We start from the raw sequence: 19,473 nt of genomic DNA on the forward strand, positions 1-19,473 counted from the left end.
CGCAGATGCTGGGCCTGCGCTCCTCATCGTCGGCGGGGGCAGGCCACGGGTGACTTCTTCAAGCGCGAGGAACCTCATCCCCTTCAGGGCTGGAGGCAGTTGTGTGTCTTCCTCTGTTCACTGCACCTCGCACCGAGCCGGCCCCCGGGGTCTCGGCGAACCCCCTCCAGCGGCAGGCCTCGGACGGCTCGCGGGCGAGTGGCCGGGGCCCGGGCGTCGTCGCAGCGTCGAGCTGATCGGCAGCTACGGCAAAGCGGTGTGGGCCGTCGCTGCGGTGAGTGCTCAGCCGCGGGAAAGCCGTTCCTGGAGGCGGGACTTGGCGGCGGGCCACTCATCCGCCAGCATCGAGAAGTAGGCGCTGTCGCGCCAGGTGCCGGTGGGGCGCAGGCGGTGGCGGCGCAGGATGCCCTCGAACTGGGCGCCGAGGCGCTGGATGGCGTTGCGGGAGCGCTCGTTGAGGGCGTCGGTCTTCCAGAAGACGCGGCCCATACCGAGGTCCTCGAAGGCGTGGATCAGGAGCAGGAGCTTGGCCTCGGTGTTGACCGCGGTGCGCCAGACCGAGCGGGCGTACAGGGTGCCGCCGATCTCGACGGACTCGTCCTGGGCGCTGTAGTCGTGGTAGCCGGTCATGCCCACGGCCCGGCCGCTCGCGAGGTCGACGGCGGCGAAGTAGACGCAGCCCCCCTCGGCCGCCTCCGCGATCCGCTCGTCGACGATCCGGCCGAGCTCCTGCTCCGACGCGGGCGGGAGGTTCATGGTCCAGCGCCAGACCTCGGGTTCGGAGCCCACGGTGGCCCAGAGGTCGGCGACGTGGCGGCGGTCCAGCGGCTCCAGGCGGATGTGGCGGCCGGTGAGGGTGGTGGGGGAGGGCAGCTTCGCGGTCATGATCCGAAACGTAGCCCGGTTTTGAACTAGAGGCAAGGGATTTATGCACTAGTGCAAACGGCCGAAGGCTGGGCAAAGCGAAGGCCCGGCGGGAGCGTCCCGCCGGGCCTTCGCTTCAACTACCGGATCAGATGAACGAGTTGATCTGGATCGTCTCGTCCCGGCCGGGGCCGACGCCGATCGCCGAGATCGGCGCGCCGGACATCTCCTCCAGGGCCTTCACGTACGCCTGGGCGTTCTTCGGCAGCTCGGCGAAGGTCTTCGCCTTGCTGATGTCCTCGCTCCAGCCCGGCAGCGTCTCGTAGATCGGCTTGGCGTGGTGGAAGTCCGACTGGTTGTAGGGGAGCTCGTCGACCCGGCGGCCGTCGATCTCGTACGCGACGCAGACCGGGATCTGCTCCCAGCCGGTCAGCACGTCGAGCTTGGTCAGGAAGAAGTCGGTGAGGCCGTTGACCCGGGTCGCGTAGCGCGCGATCACGGCGTCGAACCAGCCGCAGCGGCGGTCGCGGCCGGTGGTGACACCGCGCTCGCCGCCGATCCGGCGCAGCGCCTCACCGTCCTCGTCGAGCAGCTCGGTCGGGAACGGGCCGGAGCCGACGCGGGTGGTGTAGGCCTTCAGGATGCCGATGACCCGGTCGATCTTGGTGGGGCCGATGCCGGCGCCGGTGCAGGCGCCGCCCGAGGTCGGGTTCGACGAGGTCACGAAGGGGTACGTGCCGTGGTCGACGTCGAGCAGGGTGCCCTGGCCGCCCTCCAGCAGGACGACCTTGTCGGCCTTCAGCGCCTCGTCCAGGACGAGGGTGGTGTCGGCGAGGAAGGGCCTGATCTTCTCCGCGTAGCCCAGGTACTCCTCGACCACCAGCTCGGCCGGCATCGCGCGGCGATTGAACAGCTTGACCAGGATCTGGTTCTTGTCGTGCAGCGCCGCCTCGATCTTCTGGCGCAGGATCGACTCGTCGAACAGGTCCTGGACCCGGATGCCGATGCGGTTGATCTTGTCCGCGTAGGCGGGGCCGATGCCGCGGCCGGTGGTGCCGATCTTGCGCTTGCCGAGGAAGCGCTCGGTGACCTTGTCCAGGGTGCGGTGGTACGGCGTGATCAGGTGGGCGTTGCCCGAGATCAGCAGCTTGGAGGTGTCGATGCCGCGCTCGTTCAGGCCGTTGAGCTCGGAGAGCAGCACGCCCGGGTCGATCACGACGCCGTTGCCGATCACCGGCGTCACGTTCGGGCTGAGGATGCCGGAGGGGAGCAGGTGCAGGGCGTACTTCTGGTCGCCGATGACCACCGTGTGACCGGCGTTGTTGCCGCCCTGGTAGCGGACGACGTAGTCGACGGAGCCGCCGAGGAGGTCGGTGGCCTTCCCCTTGCCCTCGTCCCCCCACTGAGCGCCAACGAGCACGAGTGCCGGCACAGGCGTACACCCCTTCCGGTTGGGGCATCCTGCGTAGGCCGCAGTCTGCCCCGAGATAGACGAAGCCCCTGGCGCAGTAGCGCAAGGGGCTCTTGCACCGAGAGATTACCTGAGGAAGGACCGGTCGTGTCGTCCCTGTCCACGCCCGCGAACGGCGGCCCCGAACCGATCCTGCTGCTCCTCGACCCGGCGGCCCGGCGGGCGGACGGCGAGTCCGTGCGGATCGCGAAGGACGTGCTGTGCGGAGGTACGGACGTCAAGCTGGCCTGCCCGGAGGGCCCGTCCGAACTCGACCGGATGCTTTCGCACCGGGGCCGGCGGCGACCGGTGGTGATCGGTTCCGACCTGGCGCTGCGGAGGGTGCTGCAGGCCCTGCACCGCCAGTGTGAGCTGGGCGTCGATCCGGTGGGGATGATTCCGGTCGGCCGTGCCGAGGAGTCGGCGGCGGCCCGCGCGCTCGGCGTGCCGGGGGAGCCGGTGCGGGCCGCGCGGGCGGTGCTGTCGGGCGTGCCGCGCCGGCTGGACCTGCTGGTGGACGACGGCGGCGGGGTGGCCCTGGGCGGGGTGCGGATCACCTGCGGCGGAGCCCGCAGGATGGTGGGCCGTCCGGGTGGCTGGCGTTCGCTATGGGCGAAACTGGCTGCGGCCGAGCAGGGGACGACACTCACCGCCGAGGCCGTCGAGTCCGGCTCCCGGGTCCGGGTCGAGGCGGACGGCCGGCTGCTCGCGGACGTCCACCGGCCGGTCCGGCTGGTCCAGGTGACCCTGCCGGGCGCCGAACCGGAGGCCGCGGCGGTGAACGGGACGGCGGACGGGACGGCGGACGGGGCGGTGAACGGGACGGCGGACGGCCTGCTGGAGGTCGTGGTCCGCGCGCCCGGCGGGCTGGTCCGGGCCCGGGCGGCGAGCGTCTCGGTGGTCGGCCGGGGCTTCGACTACGAAGCGGACGGCCACCCGGTGGGCCCGGTCCGCGCCCGCACCTGGACGGCCCACCCGGGCGCCTGGGGCCTGCTGCTGCCCGCACGGCCGGTCGGGTAGCGCGCCGGACGGCCCCGGGCGGCTCGGCCGCCGCCGGATGACCGCCGGGTGAACCCCGGGTGAGCAGGCTCACTTTCGCGATCGCGGCGCCGGGCGGGCCCGATCGCCCCCGAATCCCCAACAGGCGCGAACCGCAAGGCCAACCGCCGCCCGCGGGAATTCCCCCCACCCGAATTCCCGGCCCGGTAAGGGGTTTTGTCTACGCGCGTTACCCGACGATCACGCCCCTGACCGGCCCTCCCGCGTTCCGAAAGCCCGTTTCGACTGCCCTAGACTCGAAGACGTGCCACGTGGTGACGGAAGACTCAACCACGATCTTCTTCCCGGCGAGAAGGGCCCCCAGGACGCTTGCGGCGTCTTCGGTGTCTGGGCTCCCGGCGAGGAGGTCGCCAAGCTCACGTTCTTCGGCCTTTACGCCCTGCAGCACCGCGGTCAGGAATCCGCGGGCATCGCAGTGAGCAACGGCTCCCAGATTCTCGTCTTCAAGGACATGGGGCTCGTCTCCCAGGTCTTCGACGAGGCCTCGCTGGGGTCGTTGCACGGGCATATCGCCGTCGGACACGCCCGCTACTCGACCACCGGGTCCTCGGTCTGGGAGAACGCCCAGCCGACCTTCCGCGCGACCGTGCACGGTTCGCTGGCCCTCGGGCACAACGGAAACCTGGTGAACACCGCCGAACTGGCGGCCATGGTCGCCGAACTCCCGGGCGAGGAGCACGTCTCCCGCTCCGGCCGGACGGCCGCGACCAACGACACCGACCTGGTGACCGCCCTGCTGGCCGGCCACCCGGACCTCTCCATCGAGGAGACGGCCAAGGTCGTGCTGCCCAAGGTCAAGGGCGCCTTCTCGCTCGTCTTCATGGACGAGCACACCCTCTACGCCGCCCGCGACCCGCAGGGCATCCGCCCGCTGGTGCTCGGCCGGCTGGAGCGCGGCTGGGTGGTCGCCTCCGAGACGGCGGCGCTGGACATCGTCGGCGCCTCCTTCATCCGCGAGGTCGAGCCCGGCGAGCTCATCGCCATCGACGAGAACGGCCTGCGCACCTCGCGCTTCGCCGAGGCCAAGCCCAAGGGCTGCGTCTTCGAGTACGTCTACCTGGCCCGCCCCGACACCTCCATCGCCGGCCGCAACGTGCACCTCTCCCGCGTGGAGATGGGCCGCCGGCTGGCCGAGGAGGCCCCGGTCGAGGCCGACCTGGTGATAGCCACGCCCGAGTCCGGCACCCCCGCCGCGATCGGCTACGCCGAGGCCAGCGGCATCCCGTACGGCTCCGGCCTGGTGAAGAACGCCTACGTGGGCCGCACCTTCATCCAGCCCAGCCAGACCATCCGCCAGCTCGGCATCCGGCTCAAGCTCAACCCGCTGCGCGAGGTCATCGCCGGCAAGCGCCTGGTGGTCGTGGACGACTCGATCGTGCGCGGCAACACCCAGCGCGCGCTGGTGAAGATGCTGCGCGAGGCGGGCGCCGCCGAGGTGCACATCCGGATCTCCTCGCCGCCGGTGAAGTGGCCCTGCTTCTTCGGGATCGACTTCGCCACCCGCGCGGAGCTGATCGCCAACGGCATGACCATCGAGGAGATCGGCCGCACCCTCGGCGCGGACTCGCTCTCCTACATCTCGATCGACGGCATGATCGAGGCCACCAAGCAGCCCAAGGACAAGCTCTGCCGGGCCTGCTTCGACGGCGAGTACCCGATGGAGCTGCCGGATCCGGCGCTGCTCGGCAAGCTCCTGCTGGAGGCGGAGATCAAGGGCGGCCAGCAGGCCCCGGCCGTCCGCGGCAAGCCGACCAGCGGCAGCGACCTGGACGGCGTCCAGTCGCTGCTCGGCGGGGCGGGCGCGGCCGACGCGCTGCGCCGCCCGTAACGAACGCAGGTGGGGTCCCGCGAACCGGGGCCCCACCGCCGTTCCACCCCCCGGTTGTTCAAGAACCACCCCCACCTGACCCGAAAGGGCCGCACGCAGTGACCAGCAACCAGAACGGCGCCACCTACGCCGCCGCCGGTGTCGACATCGAGGCGGGCGACCGCGCCGTCGAGCTCATGAAGCAGTGGGTGAAGAAGGCCAACCGCCCCGAGGTGGTCGGCGGTCTCGGCGGCTTCGCCGGCCTCTTCGACGCGTCCGCGTTCAAGAACTACGAGCGGCCGCTGCTGGCCTCGGCCACCGACGGCGTGGGGACCAAGGTGGCCATCGCGGCCGCCATGGACAAGCACGACACCATCGGCCACGACCTGGTCGGCATGGTCGTCGACGACCTCGTGGTGTGCGGCGCCGAGCCGCTGTTCATGACCGACTACATCTGCGTCGGCAAGGTCGTCCCGGAGCGCGTCGCCGCGATCGTCAAGGGCATCGCCGAGGGCTGCGCGCTGGCCGGCTGCGCCCTGGTCGGCGGCGAGACCGCCGAGCACCCCGGCCTGCTGGGCCCGGACGAGTACGATGTCGCGGGCGCCGGCACCGGCGTGGTGGAGGCCGACGCGCTGCTCGGCGCCGACCGCGTGCGGGCGGGCGACGTGGTCATCGCGATGGCCGCCTCCGGCCTGCACTCCAACGGCTACTCGCTGGTCCGCCACGTGCTGCTGAACCAGGCCGGCTGGTCGCTGGACCGCAAGGTCGAGGAGTTCGGCCGCACCCTCGGCGAGGAGCTGCTGGAGCCGACCCGGATCTACTCGCTGGACTGCCTGGCGCTCACCCGCGCCACCGAGGTGCACGCCTTCTCGCACGTCACCGGTGGCGGCCTGGCGGCCAACCTGGCCCGGGTCATCCCGGACGGCCTGCACGCCCGCCTGGACCGCGGCACCTGGACCCCGCTGCCGGTCTTCCGGACCGTCGCCGAGGTCGGCAAGGTGGCCACCCTGGAGATCGAGAAGACGCTCAACATGGGCGTCGGCATGGTCGCCGTCGTCCCGCCGCACTCGGTGGACGTCGTGCTGGCGATCCTGGAGGACCGCGGCGTCGAGGCCTGGCTGCTCGGCGACATCGTCGAGCGCACGGACGAGCACGAGGGCGGCGCGGCGCTCTACAACGCCTACGAGGGCTTCACGGCGGGCTGATCCGCCGAGGACGACGCGAGGGCCCCTCCGGCCTGCCGGAGGGGCCCTCGTGCACGTCGGGGGAGGCGAGCGGGCGAATCACGAGAACGCCGAAGACCGGCCCGGCGCCCAGGGCGCCCGGACCGGTCCGGTGAAGCTGCGGGTTACGAGCGGCGGGAGGCCTGCGAGGACCCGGCGCCCGGCTCGTTGTCGTCCTCGTCGTCGAGGGCGCCGTAGCGGGCGGCGTACTCCGCGTACGGGTCGTCGTCCTCCTCCTCCTCGATCGGCTCAGGCTCGATCGAAGCGGTGGACGGCGATACGCCCAGCTCGTTGGACAGACGGTTAGCGTCAAACCCGCCGCTGTTGTACTTCAGCTCGCGGGCGACCTTCGTCTGCTTGGCCTTGGCCCGGCCGCGCCCCATGGGTCGACCCCCTCAACGATGGGGCTCACGGCCCCGAGTCTGACACGTGTTCATGATCAGGACCGGCCTGCCCGAAGTGGAGAAGCCGTCCCTTGGAGCATTAACGGTACCTGTTTCCGCCGCTGGACGGTACGTCGTCGGTGTGACGTGGCGCGCACCGACCGCACCCGCGACCAGGTCTTCCCAGGTCAGGGGAGGTTTTGCGGCAGTTTGCGCGCTGTCCAGAGGTATCTGAGGTCCGTCGTTCCAGGACTGATTATCCCCCCTGGGGGGACCTCGGATCACCCGTTCGGGCGGAGAAGTGAGAATCCGGTTCCACATCGTGATGCGCGGGAGGCCATTGGGGGGCCTCCCGCGCATCACGGCCGCTCGGTCAGCCCCGGCGGGCGCCCGGCAGCAGGACGGTGCGCAGCGCGCTGATCTCGCGCATCCGCTTCTCGGCCAGGCGGTCGGCGGCGACGGCCGGCGGGACGTCGTCGGCGGCGGCCCGGGTGAAGATCTCCAGGGTGGTGTCGAAGATCTTGGTGGCCTTGTTCTTGGCCCGCTCGAAGTTGAAGCCGTCGATCTCGTCGGCGACCTGGATCACGCCGCCGGAGTTCACCAGGTAGTCCGGCGCGTAGAGGATGCCGCGGTCGGCGAGGTCCTTCTCGACGCCCGGGTGGGCCAGCTGGTTGTTGGCCGCGCCGCAGACGACGGAGGTGCCGAACTCGCCCAGCGCGGCGACGGTGTCGTCGGTCAGCGCGCCGCCGAGGGCGCAGGGGGCGTAGACGTCCAGCTTGGCCTGGAGCAGCGCGGCGGTGTCGGCGACGACCTCCACCTCCGGGTGGGCGGCGCGCACCCGGTTGACGGCGGCCTCGAAGGGGTCGGTGACGACGACGGTGGCGCCGTCCGCGACCAGGTGGCCGACCAGGTAGTGGCCGACCTTGCCGACGCCCGCGACGCCGACCCGCTTGCCGCGCAGGGTCGGCTGGCCCCAGCGGGCCTGGGCGCTGGCGCGCATGCCCTGGAAGACGCCGAAGGCGGTCAGGATGGACGAGTCGCCGGCGCCGCCGTGCTCGGGCGAGCGGCCGGTCACGAACGAGGTCTCGCGCGCGATGACGTCCATGTCCTGGACGTAGGTGCCCACGTCGCAGGCGGTGATGTAGCGGCCGCGCAGGGACTCGACGAAGCGGCCGTAGGCCCGGAGCATCGCCTCGTTCTTGACCTTGTTCGGGTCGCCGATGATGACGGCCTTGCCGCCGCCGAGGTCGAGCCCGGCCAGCGCGTTCTTGTAGGACATCCCGCGGGACAGGTTCAGCGCGTCCTCCAGCGCCGCCTCCTCGGAGGCGTACGGGAAGAAGCGGGTGCCGCCGAGGGCCGGGCCCAGGGCGGTGGAGTGGATGGCGATGATCGCCTTGAGCCCCGAGGTGCGGTCGTGGCAGAGGACGACCTGCTCGTGGCCGTCGCCGAGGGCGCCGTCCTGCTCGGTACGGAAGATCCTGCTGAGCACGCCGGATGCGGAGTGCGTGGCGGGGGTCTGTACGTCGGTCACTGTGGTGACTCCAGTATCGAAGGCCCGCTGCTGTGGTGCGGGCGCCTAAGGCGAAGAGTAGTCGCGCACGGGCCTCGGATCGGCCCTCTTGTCCGAGCTTGGGCCGGTTGTCCGAGTGCTGAGACGGGAGGGGTGCGGAGGGTGCGGGCGCCAACGGTCCGGGGCGCGCCCTCCCGGGCCCGCGCGACCCGTGCGACCATGCAGGACGTGACCGTCGTACGCACTTCCGTACAGCCGCCCTACGCCGCCCACCTGCGGGTCTACGAGCCGTTGGCCGCCTACCCGGAGCCCGAGCGCGGGCACTGGCAGGCGTACGCCGCGGAGCACGGGCCGGACGCCGGGGCGGCGGAGCGGCCGGTGGCGGCGGCGGTGCTGGAGGAGCAGCGGGAGGCGCTGGCGGAGCTGGCCGCGCGCACGCCGCGGGCGCTGCCGGAGCGGGAGAGCGGCCGCGCGTACCTGCGGGTGGTGGACGGCGTCCTCTACGTCTGCCCGTGGGCCACCAGGCTGCGCAGCTGGCAGGCGCTGGACGAGTTGCGGGCCGGGGCGCCGGTGGCGCTGCTGGACACCGCGCTGCCGCCGGCGGCCCGGGCGGCCGCCGAGGCGGACCGGGAGCGCTGGCGGGCCGAGCACCCGGACGCCCGGCCGTGGATCCTGACCAGCCGGTGGGAGGTGCCGGTGCGCTGGTTCCTGCCGTTCGGCGACGAGGACCGCTGCTTCGTCCCGGCCGGACCGGAGGCCGGGCAGGAACCCGTCCGGGAGGCGGGCCGCGGGAGCGGGCAGGATGGGGAACAGGCCGGGGCGGCGGCGCTGTTCTACCTGGTGCCGATGGCGCAGGCCCGTCGGCGGGTGGCGCGGGCGTACCGGGCGCTGCGCGAGGAGGTGCCGGACGGGGAGCTGGTGCAGGGGGCGGAGCAGGTCGGGCGGTGGCTGGAGGAGTTCCATCCGCGCTCGCTGGTGGAACTGGACTACGGGGGGCTGGTGCACCTGCTGGGGCCGGAGCGGCTGTCGGCGGACCGCTCGGCGGGGGAGCTGGAGGAGGGGCTGCGCGCCCTGCGGGCGGGGGACACGGCGGAGGCGCTGCGCGTGTACGGGGAACTGACGGTGCGCTGGCGGCGGGTGCTGGCGCTGCGGCACGCGAACTGACGTCCGAACAGCCGTGTATGACTGTAAGGGCCCTACGTCCTCCGGCCCGGCTGACCAAGGTCCCGGTTCGGGTCAATAGCTGTCGAACGTGACACTACTCACCGTTGACGCGAACTTACCCCTATGTGCAAAAATGGGACAACCAGCCCAACTTCACGTGAGCGTGCCCACTTTTGGGTGGTTCTGGAGTCGATGCGTGCTTTGCGGGGAAACGGAGGGTCTGGTCCCCTTGTAACCGGACGTCACTGCCGTGTGACTGTCCGTTATGGGGTGGTCCATCGCCATCCGTCTGCCTTGAACCCGTGAGGGGTCAATTTTGGCGGTTTGGTCGATAGGGCTGGACGGATGGTGTAGTTGTAGACACCAGGACAAGCCGTTCGTCCTATAACCGACTCGGCCCGTCTATGCCATTTCGGGCATCGCGGGCCAAGGTGCAGAATTTGAAGGATAGAACCGCCCTGGTTCGGTTCTCCCGAGGAGGCCGCTCATGACCGCTCGTACCCCTGATGCCGAGCCCCTGCTGACGCCGGCAGAGGTTGCCACCATGTTCCGCGTGGACCCGAAGACGGTCACCCGCTGGGCCAAGGCGGGCAAGCTGACGTCGATCCGCACGCTCGGCGGCCACCGCCGCTACCGCGAGGCGGAGGTGCGCGCTCTGCTGGCCGGGATTCCCGCCCAGCGCACCGAGGCCTGATCGGCCAAAGGCTCTGAAAAGGGGCCGCTTACCGGACTCCGCCGGGTCCGGTAAGCGGCCCCTTTTGTCATACCTTTAAGGCTTGCCTAAGTTGTCGGAATGCTGAACTCCGGATAACGGTTCGACATCCATGATGCGGGGGGGATTTACAGTGAATAGCAGTGCAATTTTACATATTAAATTAACCGGCTCATGAGGAGGGTGTGAAGGGCCGGTTTTCAGGGGAGTGCGGGTGACGACCGTCACATGCAAGATCGCTTGTGGTCCGGACCTGGTTCGGGGTAAAGGGGTCGGCCGGTGAAACGCGAGAGGCCCGGAACCTTGACGGTTCCGGGCCTCTCGCCTTGCGGCGATCCCGACGGGACTTGAACCCGCGACCTCCACCTTGACAGGGTGGCGAGCTAACCAACTGCTCCACGGGACCAGATTGTTCTGATCTCGTTCACTCGCTTGCCGCGCTGCGAACAAGACAGACTGTAGCCCATGGTGGGCCTCCAGGTCGAACTGGCTCCTGAAGGCCCACCACGCCGCCCCGCAGCTCAGGGCGCCGCCCGGGTCACAGCGAGGCCCGGGCGGCCTCCATCGCCTTCGTGATCCGCTTCTCCGAGACCGGGCTCGGCGTGCCCAGCCCCTGGGCGAAGAAGCTGACCCGCAGCTCCTCGATCATCCAGCGGATCGCCAGCACCTCCTCGGACGGCTGCTGCCCGGCCGGCACCGCCGCCAGCAGCTCCCCGTACGCCTGCTGAACCTGCTGGACCTTCAGCAGCTGCTGGGCGTCCCGCTGCGGGTGGTTGGGCAGCGCCTCCAGCCGGCGGTCCACCGCCAGCAGGTAGCGCTTGAGGTCCGGCAGCCGCTGCCAGCCGGTGGCCGTCACGAAGCCCGGGTGCACCAGCGAGGCCAGGTGCAGCCGGACGTCGTTCACCGCGTTCAGCAGCACCGGGCTGCTCACCGACTTCAACCGGGTCGACGCCTTGTGGAAGGCGATCAGCGCGGTGGCCGTCTTCAGCGTGGTGTCCGCGGACAGGTCGTACAGGTCCGCGCGCACCTTGTCGTGCAGCTTGCCGAAGGCCTCCGCGTCCCAGGCCGGGCCGCCGTTCAGCGCCATCAGCCGGTCCGTCGCGGCCGAGACGACGTCCTCGAACAGGGCCGCGATCGAGCCGTGCGGGCTGTGCGAGAGCGCCAGCTTCGCCTGGTTGCCCAGCCGCCCCTGGATCGACTTGGCGGGGGAGGTGGTGGTCAGCATCAGCAGCCGGCGCGTCCCCTCCCACATCGCCCGCTCCTGGGCCTGCGCGGTGTCGAACAGCTTGACGCCGACCGCGGCGCCCTCGTCCACCAGCGCCGGGTAGGCGCGCAGCGAGTGGCCGCGCGACCGCTGCTCGAAGGTGCGCTGCAGCACCGGCAGCGAGGCCGGCCAGGCGGTCAGCCCGCTCTGCTCGATGCCCCGGCCGGAGGCCGCCGAGGAGAGCGTCTCCTTCAGCTTCGGCTTGAGCCTCAGCCGCAGCTCCTCCAGGTCCTTGGACTCGGCGAGCTTGCGGCGCCCGTCCACCACCCGGAAGGTCACCTTCAGGTGCTCGGGGACCCGCTCGTCGTCCCAGGCCTCCGGCGGCACGGTGACGGCCGTCAGGCGCTTCAGCGCGTGCTCCAGGGCCGGCAGCAGCGGCTCTTGGCGGTCCTTCACCGCGCGCAGCGCGGCCTTGGCGAAGTCCGGCGCCGGCACGAAGTTGCGGCGGATCGCCTTCGGCAGCGACTTGAGGTACGCCGTGACCAGCTCCTCCCGCAGGCCGGGGATCTGCCAGTCGAAGCCCTCCGAGGTCACCTGGTTGAGCACCGGCAGCGGGATGTGGACGGTCACGCCGTCCGCGTCGCTGCCCGGCTCGAACTGGTAGGTCAGCTTGAAGCGCAGCTTGCCCTGCTGCCAGTGGTCCGGGTAGTCGGCCTCGGTGACGCCGTCCGCGGCGTCGTTCATCAGCATCGACTTCTCGAAGTTCAGCAGGTCCGGCTGGTCGTGCCGGGCCTTCTTCCACCACGCGTCGAAGTGCCGGGTGGAGACGATCTCGTCGGGCAGCCGGGCGTCGTAGAAGTCGAACAGGGTCTGGTCGTCGACCATGATGTCCCGGCGGCGGGCCCTGTTCTCCAACTCCTCGACCTCGCCGAGCAGCCGGCGGTTCTCGGCGAAGAACCGGTGGTGGGTCTCCCAGTCGCCCTCGACCAGCGCGTTGCGGATGAACAGCTCGCGGCAGAGCTCCGCGTCGATCCTCCCGTAGTTGACCTTGCGCTGGGCGACGACCGGCATCCCGTACAGGGTCACCTTCTCGTAGGCCAGCACGGCGCCGGCCTTCTTCTCCCAGTGCGGCTCGCTGTAGCTGCGCTTGATCAGGTGGCCGGCCAGCGGCTCCACCCACTCGGGCTCGATCTTCGCGTTGATCCGGGCCCAGAGCCGGGACGTCTCCACCAGCTCGGCCGACATCACCCAGCGCGGCGGCTTCTTGAACAGGCCGGAGCCGGGGAAGACCGCGAAGCGGGCGCCGCGCGCGCCGCCGTACTCGCGCTTCTCCGCGTCGAACAGGCCGATGTGGGACAGCAGTCCGGCCAGCAGGGACTGGTGGATCCGGTCCGCGTCCGGCTCGGCGTCAGGATGAGGCTCCTCGATGGTGACGCCCAACTGCTTCGCCACCGTGCGGAGTTGGGTGTAGATGTCCTGCCACTCCCGTATCCGCAGGTAGTTCAGGAACTCCGTCTTGCACATCCGGCGGAACGCCGAGGAGGAGAGCTCCTTCTGCTGCTCCCGGACGTAGCGCCACATCGCCAGGAAGGAGAGGAAGTCCGAGGTCTCCGAGTTGAAGCGCTTGTGCCGCTCGTCGGCGGCCTGGCGCTTCTCGGCCGGGCGCTCGCGCGGGTCCTGGATGGAGAGCGCGGCGGCGATCACCATCACGTCGCGCACGCAGCCGTTCCGGTCCGCCTCCAGCACCATGCGGGCCATCCGCGGGTCCACCGGGAGCTGGGCCAGTTTGCGGCCGAGCGGCGTCAGCCGCTTGCGCGGGTCCTTCTCCTCCGGGTCGAGGGCGCCCAGCTCGTGCAGCAGGTGGACGCCGTCCTTGATGTTGCGCGAGTCCGGCGGGTCCAGGAACGGGAAGGCGGCGATGTCGCCGAGGCCAGCCGCGGTCATCTGCAGGATCACCGAGGCCAGGTTGGTGCGCAGGATCTCGGCGTCGGTGAACTCGGGGCGGGCGAGGAAGTCCTCCTCCGAGTACAGCCGGATGCAGATGCCGTCCGAGGTGCGGCCGCAGCGGCCCTTGCGCTGGTTGGCGCTGGCCTGGCTGATCGCCTCGATCGGCAGCCGCTGCACCTTGGTGCGGTGGCTGTAGCGGGAGATCCGGGCGGTGCCCGGGTCGATCACGTACTTGATGCCGGGGACGGTGAGCGAAGTCTCGGCCACGTTGGTGGCCAGCACGATCCGGCGCGAGTGGGAGCGCTGGAACACCTTGTGCTGCTCGGCCGAGCTGAGCCGGGCGTACAGCGGCAGGACCTCGGTGTTCTTCAGCTTCAGCCGGCCGAGCGCGTCGGCGGTGTCGCGGATCTCCCGCTCGCCGGAGAGGAAGACCAGGATGTCGCCCGGGCCCTCGGCCTGCAGCTCCTCGGCCGCGTCGCAGATCGCCTGGACCTGGTCGCGGTCGCGGTCCGCGGGATCGTCGTCCTCGTCGGCGGTGTCGTCGACGATGGGCCGGTACCGGACCTCCACCGGGTACGTCCGGCCGGAGACCTCGACGATCGGGGCGTCGCCGAAGTGCTCGGCGAAGCGCTCCGGGTCGATGGTCGCGGAGGTGATCACGACCTTGAGGTCGGGGCGGCGGGGGAGCAGCTGCTTGAGGTAGCCGAGCAGGAAGTCGATGTTGAGGCTGCGCTCGTGCGCCTCGTCGATGATCAGGGTGTCGTACTGGCGCAGCTCGCGGTCCGTCTGGATCTCCGCGAGCAGGATGCCGTCCGTCATCAGCTTGACCAGGGTGTCCGGGCCGACCTGGTCGGTGAACCGGACCTTCCAGCCGACCGCCTCGCCGAGCGGGGTGTTCAGCTCCTCCGCGACCCGGTCCGCCACCGTGCGGGCGGCGATCCGGCGCGGCTGGGTGTGGCCGACCAGGCCGCGCACGCCGCGGCCCAGCTCCAGACAGATCTTCGGGATCTGGGTGGTCTTGCCGGAACCGGTCTCGCCCGCGACGATCACCACCTGGTGGTCCCGGATCGCCGCCAGGATCTCGTCCTTCTTCTGGCTGACCGGCAGCTCGGCGGGATAGCCGATCTTCGGGACGGCGGCGCGGCGACGCTCGACCAGCAGCTCGGCGCGCTCGATGTCGGCGGCGATCTCGGCGGCGACCTTCTGCCGGGCCTCCGGCTTGCGGACCTTGCGGGCACCCTCCAGCCGGCGCCCGATCCGCACCTGGTCGCGCAGGGTCAGGTCGGGCAGGCGGGCGGCCAGCTCACCGATGCCGGGCCCGGCGGCGGGGACGTCGGCGGACTGGACTGCGGGAGAACTCACTGCGGGCATCCCTCTAGGTTCGCAAGGAGGCACGGCGGCGCGCACCTCGGTTTTCGAGCCCCTCCAGTGTCACAGCCGGGGGAGGCGAATCGCGAACGGCAGGCAACGGTCCGCGGCCCCGCTGGGCTCTGGGGGGTTGAGGAGGTGCTCATGGGAGCCCAGAAGACCGCCCGGGACGAGGAGTTCCGGGCGTTCGCCGCCGCGACGTGGTCGCGGCTGTTCCGGACGGCCTACCTGCTCGCGGGGGACCGGCACGGCGCCGAGGACCTGGTCCAGCAGGCGATGGAACGGGGGTACACCGCCTGGGGACGGGTGCGTTCGGCCGCGGATCCGTACGCCTACGTACGCCGCGTCCTGATCAACGAGCACGCCCGGCGGTTCCGGCGCAGACCGCGCGAACAGCTGGTCACCGCCGTCCCCGACCGGCCCGCGCCGGCCGGCAGCGACCCGGACGCCCGGGCCGTGCTGCTCGGCGCGCTCGCCGGCCTGCCGCCGCGCCAGCGCCAGGCCGTCGTCCTGCGCTACTGGGAGGACCTCAGCGAGACCCAGGCCGCCGAGGCCATGGGCTGCTCGGTCGGGACGGTCAAGAGCCAGGCGGCACGCGGCCTGGCCAAACTCCGCGAGGCCTCCTCGCACAACGGACTGATCGGTATCGGAGGCGAGAGATGAGCAAGGCATTGGAGAGCGGGCCGGACGAGGCGGCCGCCGTGCGCGAGCTGGGCGAACTGGCCGGTGGCGTCGACCCCGGGGCGGTGCCGTACGACCGGCTGATCGCCGGCGGGCGGCGCCGGCTGCGGCGCCGGCGGACGGCGGTCGCCGGGGCGGCCGCGGCGCTGGTCGTGGCGGTCTGCGGGGCGGGCGCGGTGATCGGCGCGCCCGTACGGGGGTCGGGCGCGCCGATCACCGCGGCGGCCGCCCCGGGCACGGACGGGCGGGACCCGTTCACCCCGGTCCGGGTCAAGATCGGCGAGGGCACCTCGGACGGCCACACCTGGCAGGCCTGGGCCGCCCTCTGGCCCGGCACCGCCACCGAGGAGGACGGCCGCCGGCAGGCCCGGCTGATCCGGGCGGACCGGAGCGCCGCGGACCCGCGGCCGCAGCAGCCGACCGCCCCGGAGGCCGAGCGCCCCTGGACGAAGGATCTGGACCTGGTCGACGTCTACCTCACCCTGGACGGCAAGCGGCAGGCCGACGACTCGGTCACACCGGTCGCCCCGCCGCCCGCGCACCCGACCGGCGACCCCGTTGCCAGCACCCTCGCGATCCTCGGCGTCAAGGGCGGCGCGATGGGCGACTCACCCGCGGTGATCGTCTCGGTCCCGTTCGGTGCCACCAGGGTCGCGGTCGACTGGGGGACGGGCGGCAGCACCGAGGCGACCCCGGTCGCGGTCGCGAACTCCCCGACCCGCTGGTGCGTCCTCGCCAAGAAGCCCGGCACCGACGCCACGACCGTCACCTACTACTCCGCGAACGGCGAGGTGACGGGGAGCACCGGCACCGGGTACGTCCAGACCCCCTGAGGGGTGGTCAGGCCCCCGCCGGAGCGCGGCGGGGGCCTGCGGAAAAGCGCAGGAGCCGGGCCGGGCCGTGTCACTAGACTGCGGCTCCCGACGCGCGGCCGGGGCGGGTGCGGCCGCGTCGTCCCGCTGCCTGCCGAGGCGCTGGGCGTCTCGGTGCTCGGCCCGGACGGCGAGCGCGTCGCCCCGGTCATGGGCAGCTACGGCATCGGCGTCGAACGGGCGCTGGCCGCCGTCGTGGAGACCCACCACGACGACAAGGGCATCGTCTGGCCGGTCGCGGTCGCCCCCTTCGAGGCCGTCGTCACCGTCCTCGGCAGCACGGACGCGACCGTGGCCGAGACCGCCGAGGCCCTCTACCGGCAGCTGCGGGCCGAGCGGGTCGACGCCCTGCTGGACGACCGGGACGAGCGCCCCGGCGTGAAGTTCCGCGACGCCGAGCTGATCGGCATTCCGTACCGGATCACGGTCGGGGCCCGCGGCCTCGCCGGGGGCACCGTCGAGATCACCGCCCGCGCCACCGGCGAGACCCGGGCCGTCCCGCTCGCCGAGGCCGCGGACCACGTCCGCAAGCTGCTCACCGCCGCCTGACCGCCGCGCCCGCCCCCGGCGGTCAGGGCGTGGACGTGGGCGTGGGGGCGGGCGGGGCGGACGGCGGCATCAGGCACGGCGTGGTGACGCTCAGGACCATGCGGTCGTGGCCCGCGGTGCTGGCGACGTCGACGACGTACCGGCTGCTGGGGTGGCGCGCGCTGACGGTGGCGTCCGGCTCCGCGCCGTGGGACTCCTGGTACTCGGTGATCGTGAGGCCCTCGGCGGTGAGCCGGTCGCGGACCTTGCGGACGACGTCGTCGTGCTGGGCGTCCGGGACGGTGCTGTGGACGCCGTAGATCAGCTGGTAGCGGTCGTCGGGCGCGGACTCTCCGTTGCGGCCGACGCAGGAGGTGAAGACCGGGTCGGCGGGCTCGGCGTTGATCCGGATCCCGGCGGACTGGGCCAGGTGCTCGGTGAGCTGCTTCGCCCAGTCCAGCGTCTCCTGGCGGGACTTGACGGGCAGCGGGTCGTCCTTCCCGGTGCCGGGGCCGGTGGTGGGGCTGGTGCTGGACATGCAGGCTCCGAGGGTCGTGGCCAGCAGCGCCGTTGCCAGGAGCTGCTTCAGCCGGGTGCCGGTGAGCGGTGGACGGGTGGTCGGGTTGCGCATGGGGGTTCTTTCCGGCCGGCGGGTCAGTGGGGGATCGAACCCCAGAGCGGGTCCTCCTTCCAGGTGGTGCGGGGAGGCTTCCCGGCGATGATCTTGCCCTGGTTCTTCAGGCTGTCCGAGCCCTCGTCCCAGTAGCCGCCGTGCCCGGACGTGTCGATGTGGATGTTGTTCCCGCCGAACCCCGCGACGTGCGGGCTGGGGCCGAGCGAGAAGCCGCCGACCAGGCGGGTGGGGTCGTCGCTGGCCTCGCCGATCCACAGGTGGTCGGGGTTGACGTTCAGCTGCCCGGCGTAGAGCACGCCCATGCCCGGGCTGCCGAGGGTGACGATGTCGTCGGCGTCCAGGCCGTGGCTCCCGCCGCTGTCGGCGACGCCCACGGCGAAGCTGCCGTAGCTGTGCGCGATGTAGCTGAGGTGGGTCCGCGGATCGCCGTGCGCCACCCGCAGGCCGTTGGAGAAGCGGCGCATGTCCTCGGCGCCGTCGAGCCCGCGCATCGGGTTGGACGCCCCCGGCAGGCTCTCCGGGGCGTCGTAGCCGAGGTAGGAGACGACCGACACGGTCTCGCCCTCCTTGGCGTACTGCTTGCCGTAGCCCTGCAGCTGCCGGATGCGGTCGATCTGGCCCGGCACGCCGTTGAAGTCGGTGTTCGTCCCGGGCACGAACACCGAGGTGTGGGTCGCCTTGTCGGGGTTGCCGGTCGCCACGATCGCGCGCCCGTCGCCCCCGAACGCCTCCGGTTCGAGCGCGAGCAGGAACAGCTGGTGCTGCTCGTCCTTCGCGTCGGCGTTCTCCTCCAGCTTCTTCCGGATCTCGGTCAGCGCGGCCTTGCGCTTGTCGAAGGCGCCCTGGTCGAGGCCGAAGGAGGCGGGCGTCCCGGCTTCCAGGGCGTCGAGCTTCTGGTCGAGGACGAGGCGGTTGGCCTCGTCGCGGACGGTCGCCGGGATGCCGTCCAGGTTCCCGATCTTCGCCGCGTCCAGGGCGAGGTAGCTCTCCTGCTGGTCGGGGGTCAGGCTCTTCCACCAGTCGGCGTTCTTCTGCGGGTCCTTGCCGTCCGGGACGTACGGGTCGATCAGCCCGAGGTCCTTCATGACGTCGGCGACGTCGGTGCGGGTCTCGGCCATGGCGCCCTTCCCCCGCTGCTCGCCGAGGATGTCGGCGCCCAGGTGGCCGAGCGCCTTGTTGCCCTGGTCGCTGGCCGTTCGGGCGTCCTTGATGGCAGTGTCGATCCGCTGCTGGAAGCCGGTCTTCAGCTCGGCGAGGCTGCGGCGCGCGGCCTGCGCGTCGGGGTCGTTGTGCTCGCCCGGGCCCTCCGGCGGGAGGTCGACGATCCCCTCGGCGGACACCGTCAGCTTGGCGTCCTGGGCGCGGTGCACGGCGTTCGTCAGATTGGTCTGCGCCTGGTAGATCCGGTCCGCGACGGTGTTCAGGGCCAGCGCGGCGGCCTCCGCCTCCACCCGGACGATGCCGAGCCGCTGCTCGGTCAGGTCCATGAACGGGAAGGCGGCCTCGGCGTCCGCGCCCTTCCAGCCCCGGCGCAGCGGGCCGTTCACCTGGCTGCGGTGCCGGGTGGCCGTGCTCTCCATGGTGTGGGCGAGCGCCTTCCACGCCTTCGCGGCGTCGCGCAGCCCGTGCGGGTCGAAGGCGACCAGTAGCTCGTAGGCGCTGCTCACTGCGCCGCCTTCTGCGGCTGCTTCCAGGCGTCCGCGGTCGCCTGTTCGTTGTGCGCGTGGGCGGTGGCGCTGGCCTGCAGGTTGGTGCCGGTGTCGGTGAGCCGCTTCTTGAGCGCGTCGAGCGGCGCCGCCCAGTCGGTGCCGAGCTTGCCCAGGCCCGCGGCGATCGACCAGCCGGTGAGTTGGCCGGCGGCGGTGGTGGCCGAGGTCAGCGCGTCCTTCACCGGTTGGACGACCTCCTCGGCGAGGGTCTTCGCCACCCCTGAGGAGGCGGTGAGCGCCTGTGGATCGACGGTGACCTGGTCGGCCATGGTGATTCCCCCGAATCGGCTGGTGCGTGCGCGCGGCCCGGTCGGACGGCAGGCCGGGACGGCGGCGTTAAGCACCCATATGGATGATC

16 protein-coding genes and 1 tRNA gene are annotated in these 19,473 nt (G+C 71.6%); 8 read left to right on the forward strand and 9 right to left on the reverse strand.

The genetic code is table 11. The features are described 5' to 3' along the window. Positions 1-282: 282 nt before the first annotated feature. Together VM95_RS18435 and VM95_RS18440 are read right to left on the reverse strand one after the other, a co-directional pair. Complete coding sequence (locus VM95_RS18435) at positions 283-885, reverse strand: GNAT family N-acetyltransferase (RefSeq protein WP_045698117.1); 603 nt, start codon at positions 883-885, stop codon at positions 283-285. A gap of 127 nt (positions 886-1,012) precedes the next feature. Beyond that, complete coding sequence (locus tag VM95_RS18440; RefSeq protein ID WP_045698119.1) at positions 1,013-2,296, reverse strand: adenylosuccinate synthase; 1,284 nt, start codon at positions 2,294-2,296, stop codon at positions 1,013-1,015. A gap of 126 nt (positions 2,297-2,422) precedes the next feature. Between VM95_RS18440 and VM95_RS18445 the strand changes: the two genes are divergently transcribed. The 3 genes from VM95_RS18445 to purM all read left to right on the forward strand — a co-directional run bounded on the left by VM95_RS18445 (position 2,423) and on the right by purM (position 6,385). Beyond that, a complete protein-coding gene (locus VM95_RS18445; protein ID WP_045698120.1) occupies positions 2,423-3,334 on the forward strand; it encodes a hypothetical protein in 912 nt (303 codons plus the stop codon). 283 nt (positions 3,335-3,617) lie between these two features. Beyond that, positions 3,618-5,201 carry an amidophosphoribosyltransferase gene (gene purF / locus VM95_RS18450; protein WP_045698121.1) on the forward strand — a complete coding sequence of 528 codons (1,584 nt, stop codon included), beginning with the start codon at positions 3,618-3,620 and terminating at the stop codon, positions 5,199-5,201. 98 nt (positions 5,202-5,299) lie between these two features. After that, positions 5,300-6,385, forward strand: coding sequence for a phosphoribosylformylglycinamidine cyclo-ligase (gene purM, locus VM95_RS18455; RefSeq protein WP_045698122.1), 1,086 nt, complete (start codon positions 5,300-5,302; stop codon positions 6,383-6,385). A gap of 143 nt (positions 6,386-6,528) precedes the next feature. On the opposite strand, the gene VM95_RS18460 is transcribed toward purM, so the two are convergent. Together VM95_RS18460 and VM95_RS18465 are read right to left on the reverse strand one after the other, a co-directional pair. Next, the gene (locus VM95_RS18460) at positions 6,529-6,786 is read right to left on the reverse strand and encodes a DUF3073 family protein (RefSeq protein WP_045698123.1); all 258 of its coding nucleotides are present in this window, start codon (positions 6,784-6,786) and stop codon (positions 6,529-6,531) included. Positions 6,787-7,159: 373 nt separating this feature from the next. Then, a complete protein-coding gene (locus tag VM95_RS18465; protein ID WP_045698125.1) occupies positions 7,160-8,317 on the reverse strand; it encodes a Glu/Leu/Phe/Val dehydrogenase dimerization domain-containing protein in 1,158 nt (385 codons plus the stop codon). 207 nt (positions 8,318-8,524) lie between these two features. Here VM95_RS18465 and VM95_RS18470 point away from each other — a divergent pair, with 207 nt between their 5' ends. Together VM95_RS18470 and bldC are read left to right on the forward strand one after the other, a co-directional pair. Then, positions 8,525-9,460 carry a DUF8083 family protein gene (locus VM95_RS18470; RefSeq protein ID WP_425265322.1) on the forward strand — a complete coding sequence of 312 codons (936 nt, stop codon included), beginning with the start codon at positions 8,525-8,527 and terminating at the stop codon, positions 9,458-9,460. A 487-nt stretch (positions 9,461-9,947) separates the two neighbouring features. Beyond that, a complete protein-coding gene (gene bldC / locus VM95_RS18475; protein WP_014137253.1) occupies positions 9,948-10,154 on the forward strand; it encodes a developmental transcriptional regulator BldC in 207 nt (68 codons plus the stop codon). A 350-nt stretch (positions 10,155-10,504) separates the two neighbouring features. Here bldC and VM95_RS18480 read toward each other — a convergent pair. Next, positions 10,505-10,578: transfer RNA gene (locus VM95_RS18480), tRNA-Asp, on the reverse strand. Between the two features lie 132 nt (positions 10,579-10,710). Continuing rightward, positions 10,711-14,694: an ATP-dependent RNA helicase HrpA gene (gene hrpA / locus VM95_RS18485; RefSeq protein WP_045698133.1), complete on the reverse strand. Its 3,984-nt coding sequence runs from the start codon at positions 14,692-14,694 to the stop codon at positions 10,711-10,713. Between the two features lie 141 nt (positions 14,695-14,835). Here hrpA and VM95_RS18490 point away from each other — a divergent pair, with 141 nt between their 5' ends. The 3 genes from VM95_RS18490 to VM95_RS18500 all read left to right on the forward strand — a co-directional run bounded on the left by VM95_RS18490 (position 14,836) and on the right by VM95_RS18500 (position 16,793). Continuing rightward, positions 14,836-15,354: a SigE family RNA polymerase sigma factor gene (locus tag VM95_RS18490; RefSeq protein WP_045698134.1), complete on the forward strand. Its 519-nt coding sequence runs from the start codon at positions 14,836-14,838 to the stop codon at positions 15,352-15,354. Continuing rightward, positions 15,351-16,205 (forward strand): hypothetical protein, encoded by an 855-nt coding sequence (locus VM95_RS18495; protein WP_157882140.1) that lies wholly within the window; start codon positions 15,351-15,353, stop codon positions 16,203-16,205. Before VM95_RS18490 ends, VM95_RS18495 begins: the two co-directional genes overlap by 4 nt. 153 nt (positions 16,206-16,358) lie before the next feature. Next, positions 16,359-16,793, forward strand: coding sequence for a His/Gly/Thr/Pro-type tRNA ligase C-terminal domain-containing protein (locus tag VM95_RS18500; RefSeq protein WP_045698137.1), 435 nt, complete (start codon positions 16,359-16,361; stop codon positions 16,791-16,793). A 22-nt stretch (positions 16,794-16,815) separates the two neighbouring features. Here the strand turns inward: VM95_RS18500 and VM95_RS18505 are convergent, their stop codons facing one another. Genes VM95_RS18505 through VM95_RS18515 form a run of 3 tightly spaced genes read right to left on the reverse strand, consistent with a single transcriptional unit; the run spans position 16,816 to position 19,384 of the window. Beyond that, positions 16,816-17,403, reverse strand: a complete 588-nt coding sequence (locus VM95_RS18505) for a hypothetical protein (RefSeq protein WP_045698139.1) — start codon at positions 17,401-17,403, stop codon at positions 16,816-16,818. Between the two features lie 23 nt (positions 17,404-17,426). Further along, positions 17,427-19,073, reverse strand: a complete 1,647-nt coding sequence (locus tag VM95_RS18510) for an alpha/beta hydrolase (RefSeq protein ID WP_045698141.1) — start codon at positions 19,071-19,073, stop codon at positions 17,427-17,429. Continuing rightward, the gene (locus VM95_RS18515) at positions 19,070-19,384 is read right to left on the reverse strand and encodes a hypothetical protein (protein WP_045698143.1); all 315 of its coding nucleotides are present in this window, start codon (positions 19,382-19,384) and stop codon (positions 19,070-19,072) included. Before VM95_RS18515 ends, VM95_RS18510 begins: the two co-directional genes overlap by 4 nt. Positions 19,385-19,473 lie beyond the last annotated feature (89 nt).

This window comes from Streptomyces rubellomurinus, assembly GCF_000961885.1.
In the GTDB taxonomy this organism is placed as follows: domain Bacteria; phylum Actinomycetota; class Actinomycetes; order Streptomycetales; family Streptomycetaceae; genus Kitasatospora; species Kitasatospora rubellomurina.

Bases quoted from the DNA above. Each gene is read 5' to 3' on its own strand.
- VM95_RS18490 (WP_045698134.1), top strand. From the start codon at position 14,836: ATGGGAGCCCAGAAGACCGCCCGGGACGAGGAGTTCCGGGCGTTCGCC.
- bldC (WP_014137253.1), top strand. From the start codon at position 9,948: ATGACCGCTCGTACCCCTGATGCCGAGCCCCTGCTGACGCCGGCAGAG.
- VM95_RS18505 (WP_045698139.1), bottom strand. From the start codon at position 17,403: ATGCGCAACCCGACCACCCGTCCACCGCTCACCGGCACCCGGCTGAAG.
- VM95_RS18460 (WP_045698123.1), bottom strand. From the start codon at position 6,786: ATGGGGCGCGGCCGGGCCAAGGCCAAGCAGACGAAGGTCGCCCGCGAG.
- VM95_RS18515 (WP_045698143.1), bottom strand. From the start codon at position 19,384: ATGGCCGACCAGGTCACCGTCGATCCACAGGCGCTCACCGCCTCCTCA.
- VM95_RS18435 (WP_045698117.1), bottom strand. From the start codon at position 885: ATGACCGCGAAGCTGCCCTCCCCCACCACCCTCACCGGCCGCCACATC.
- hrpA (WP_045698133.1), bottom strand. From the start codon at position 14,694: ATGCCCGCAGTGAGTTCTCCCGCAGTCCAGTCCGCCGACGTCCCCGCC.
- VM95_RS18495 (WP_157882140.1), top strand. From the start codon at position 15,351: ATGAGCAAGGCATTGGAGAGCGGGCCGGACGAGGCGGCCGCCGTGCGC.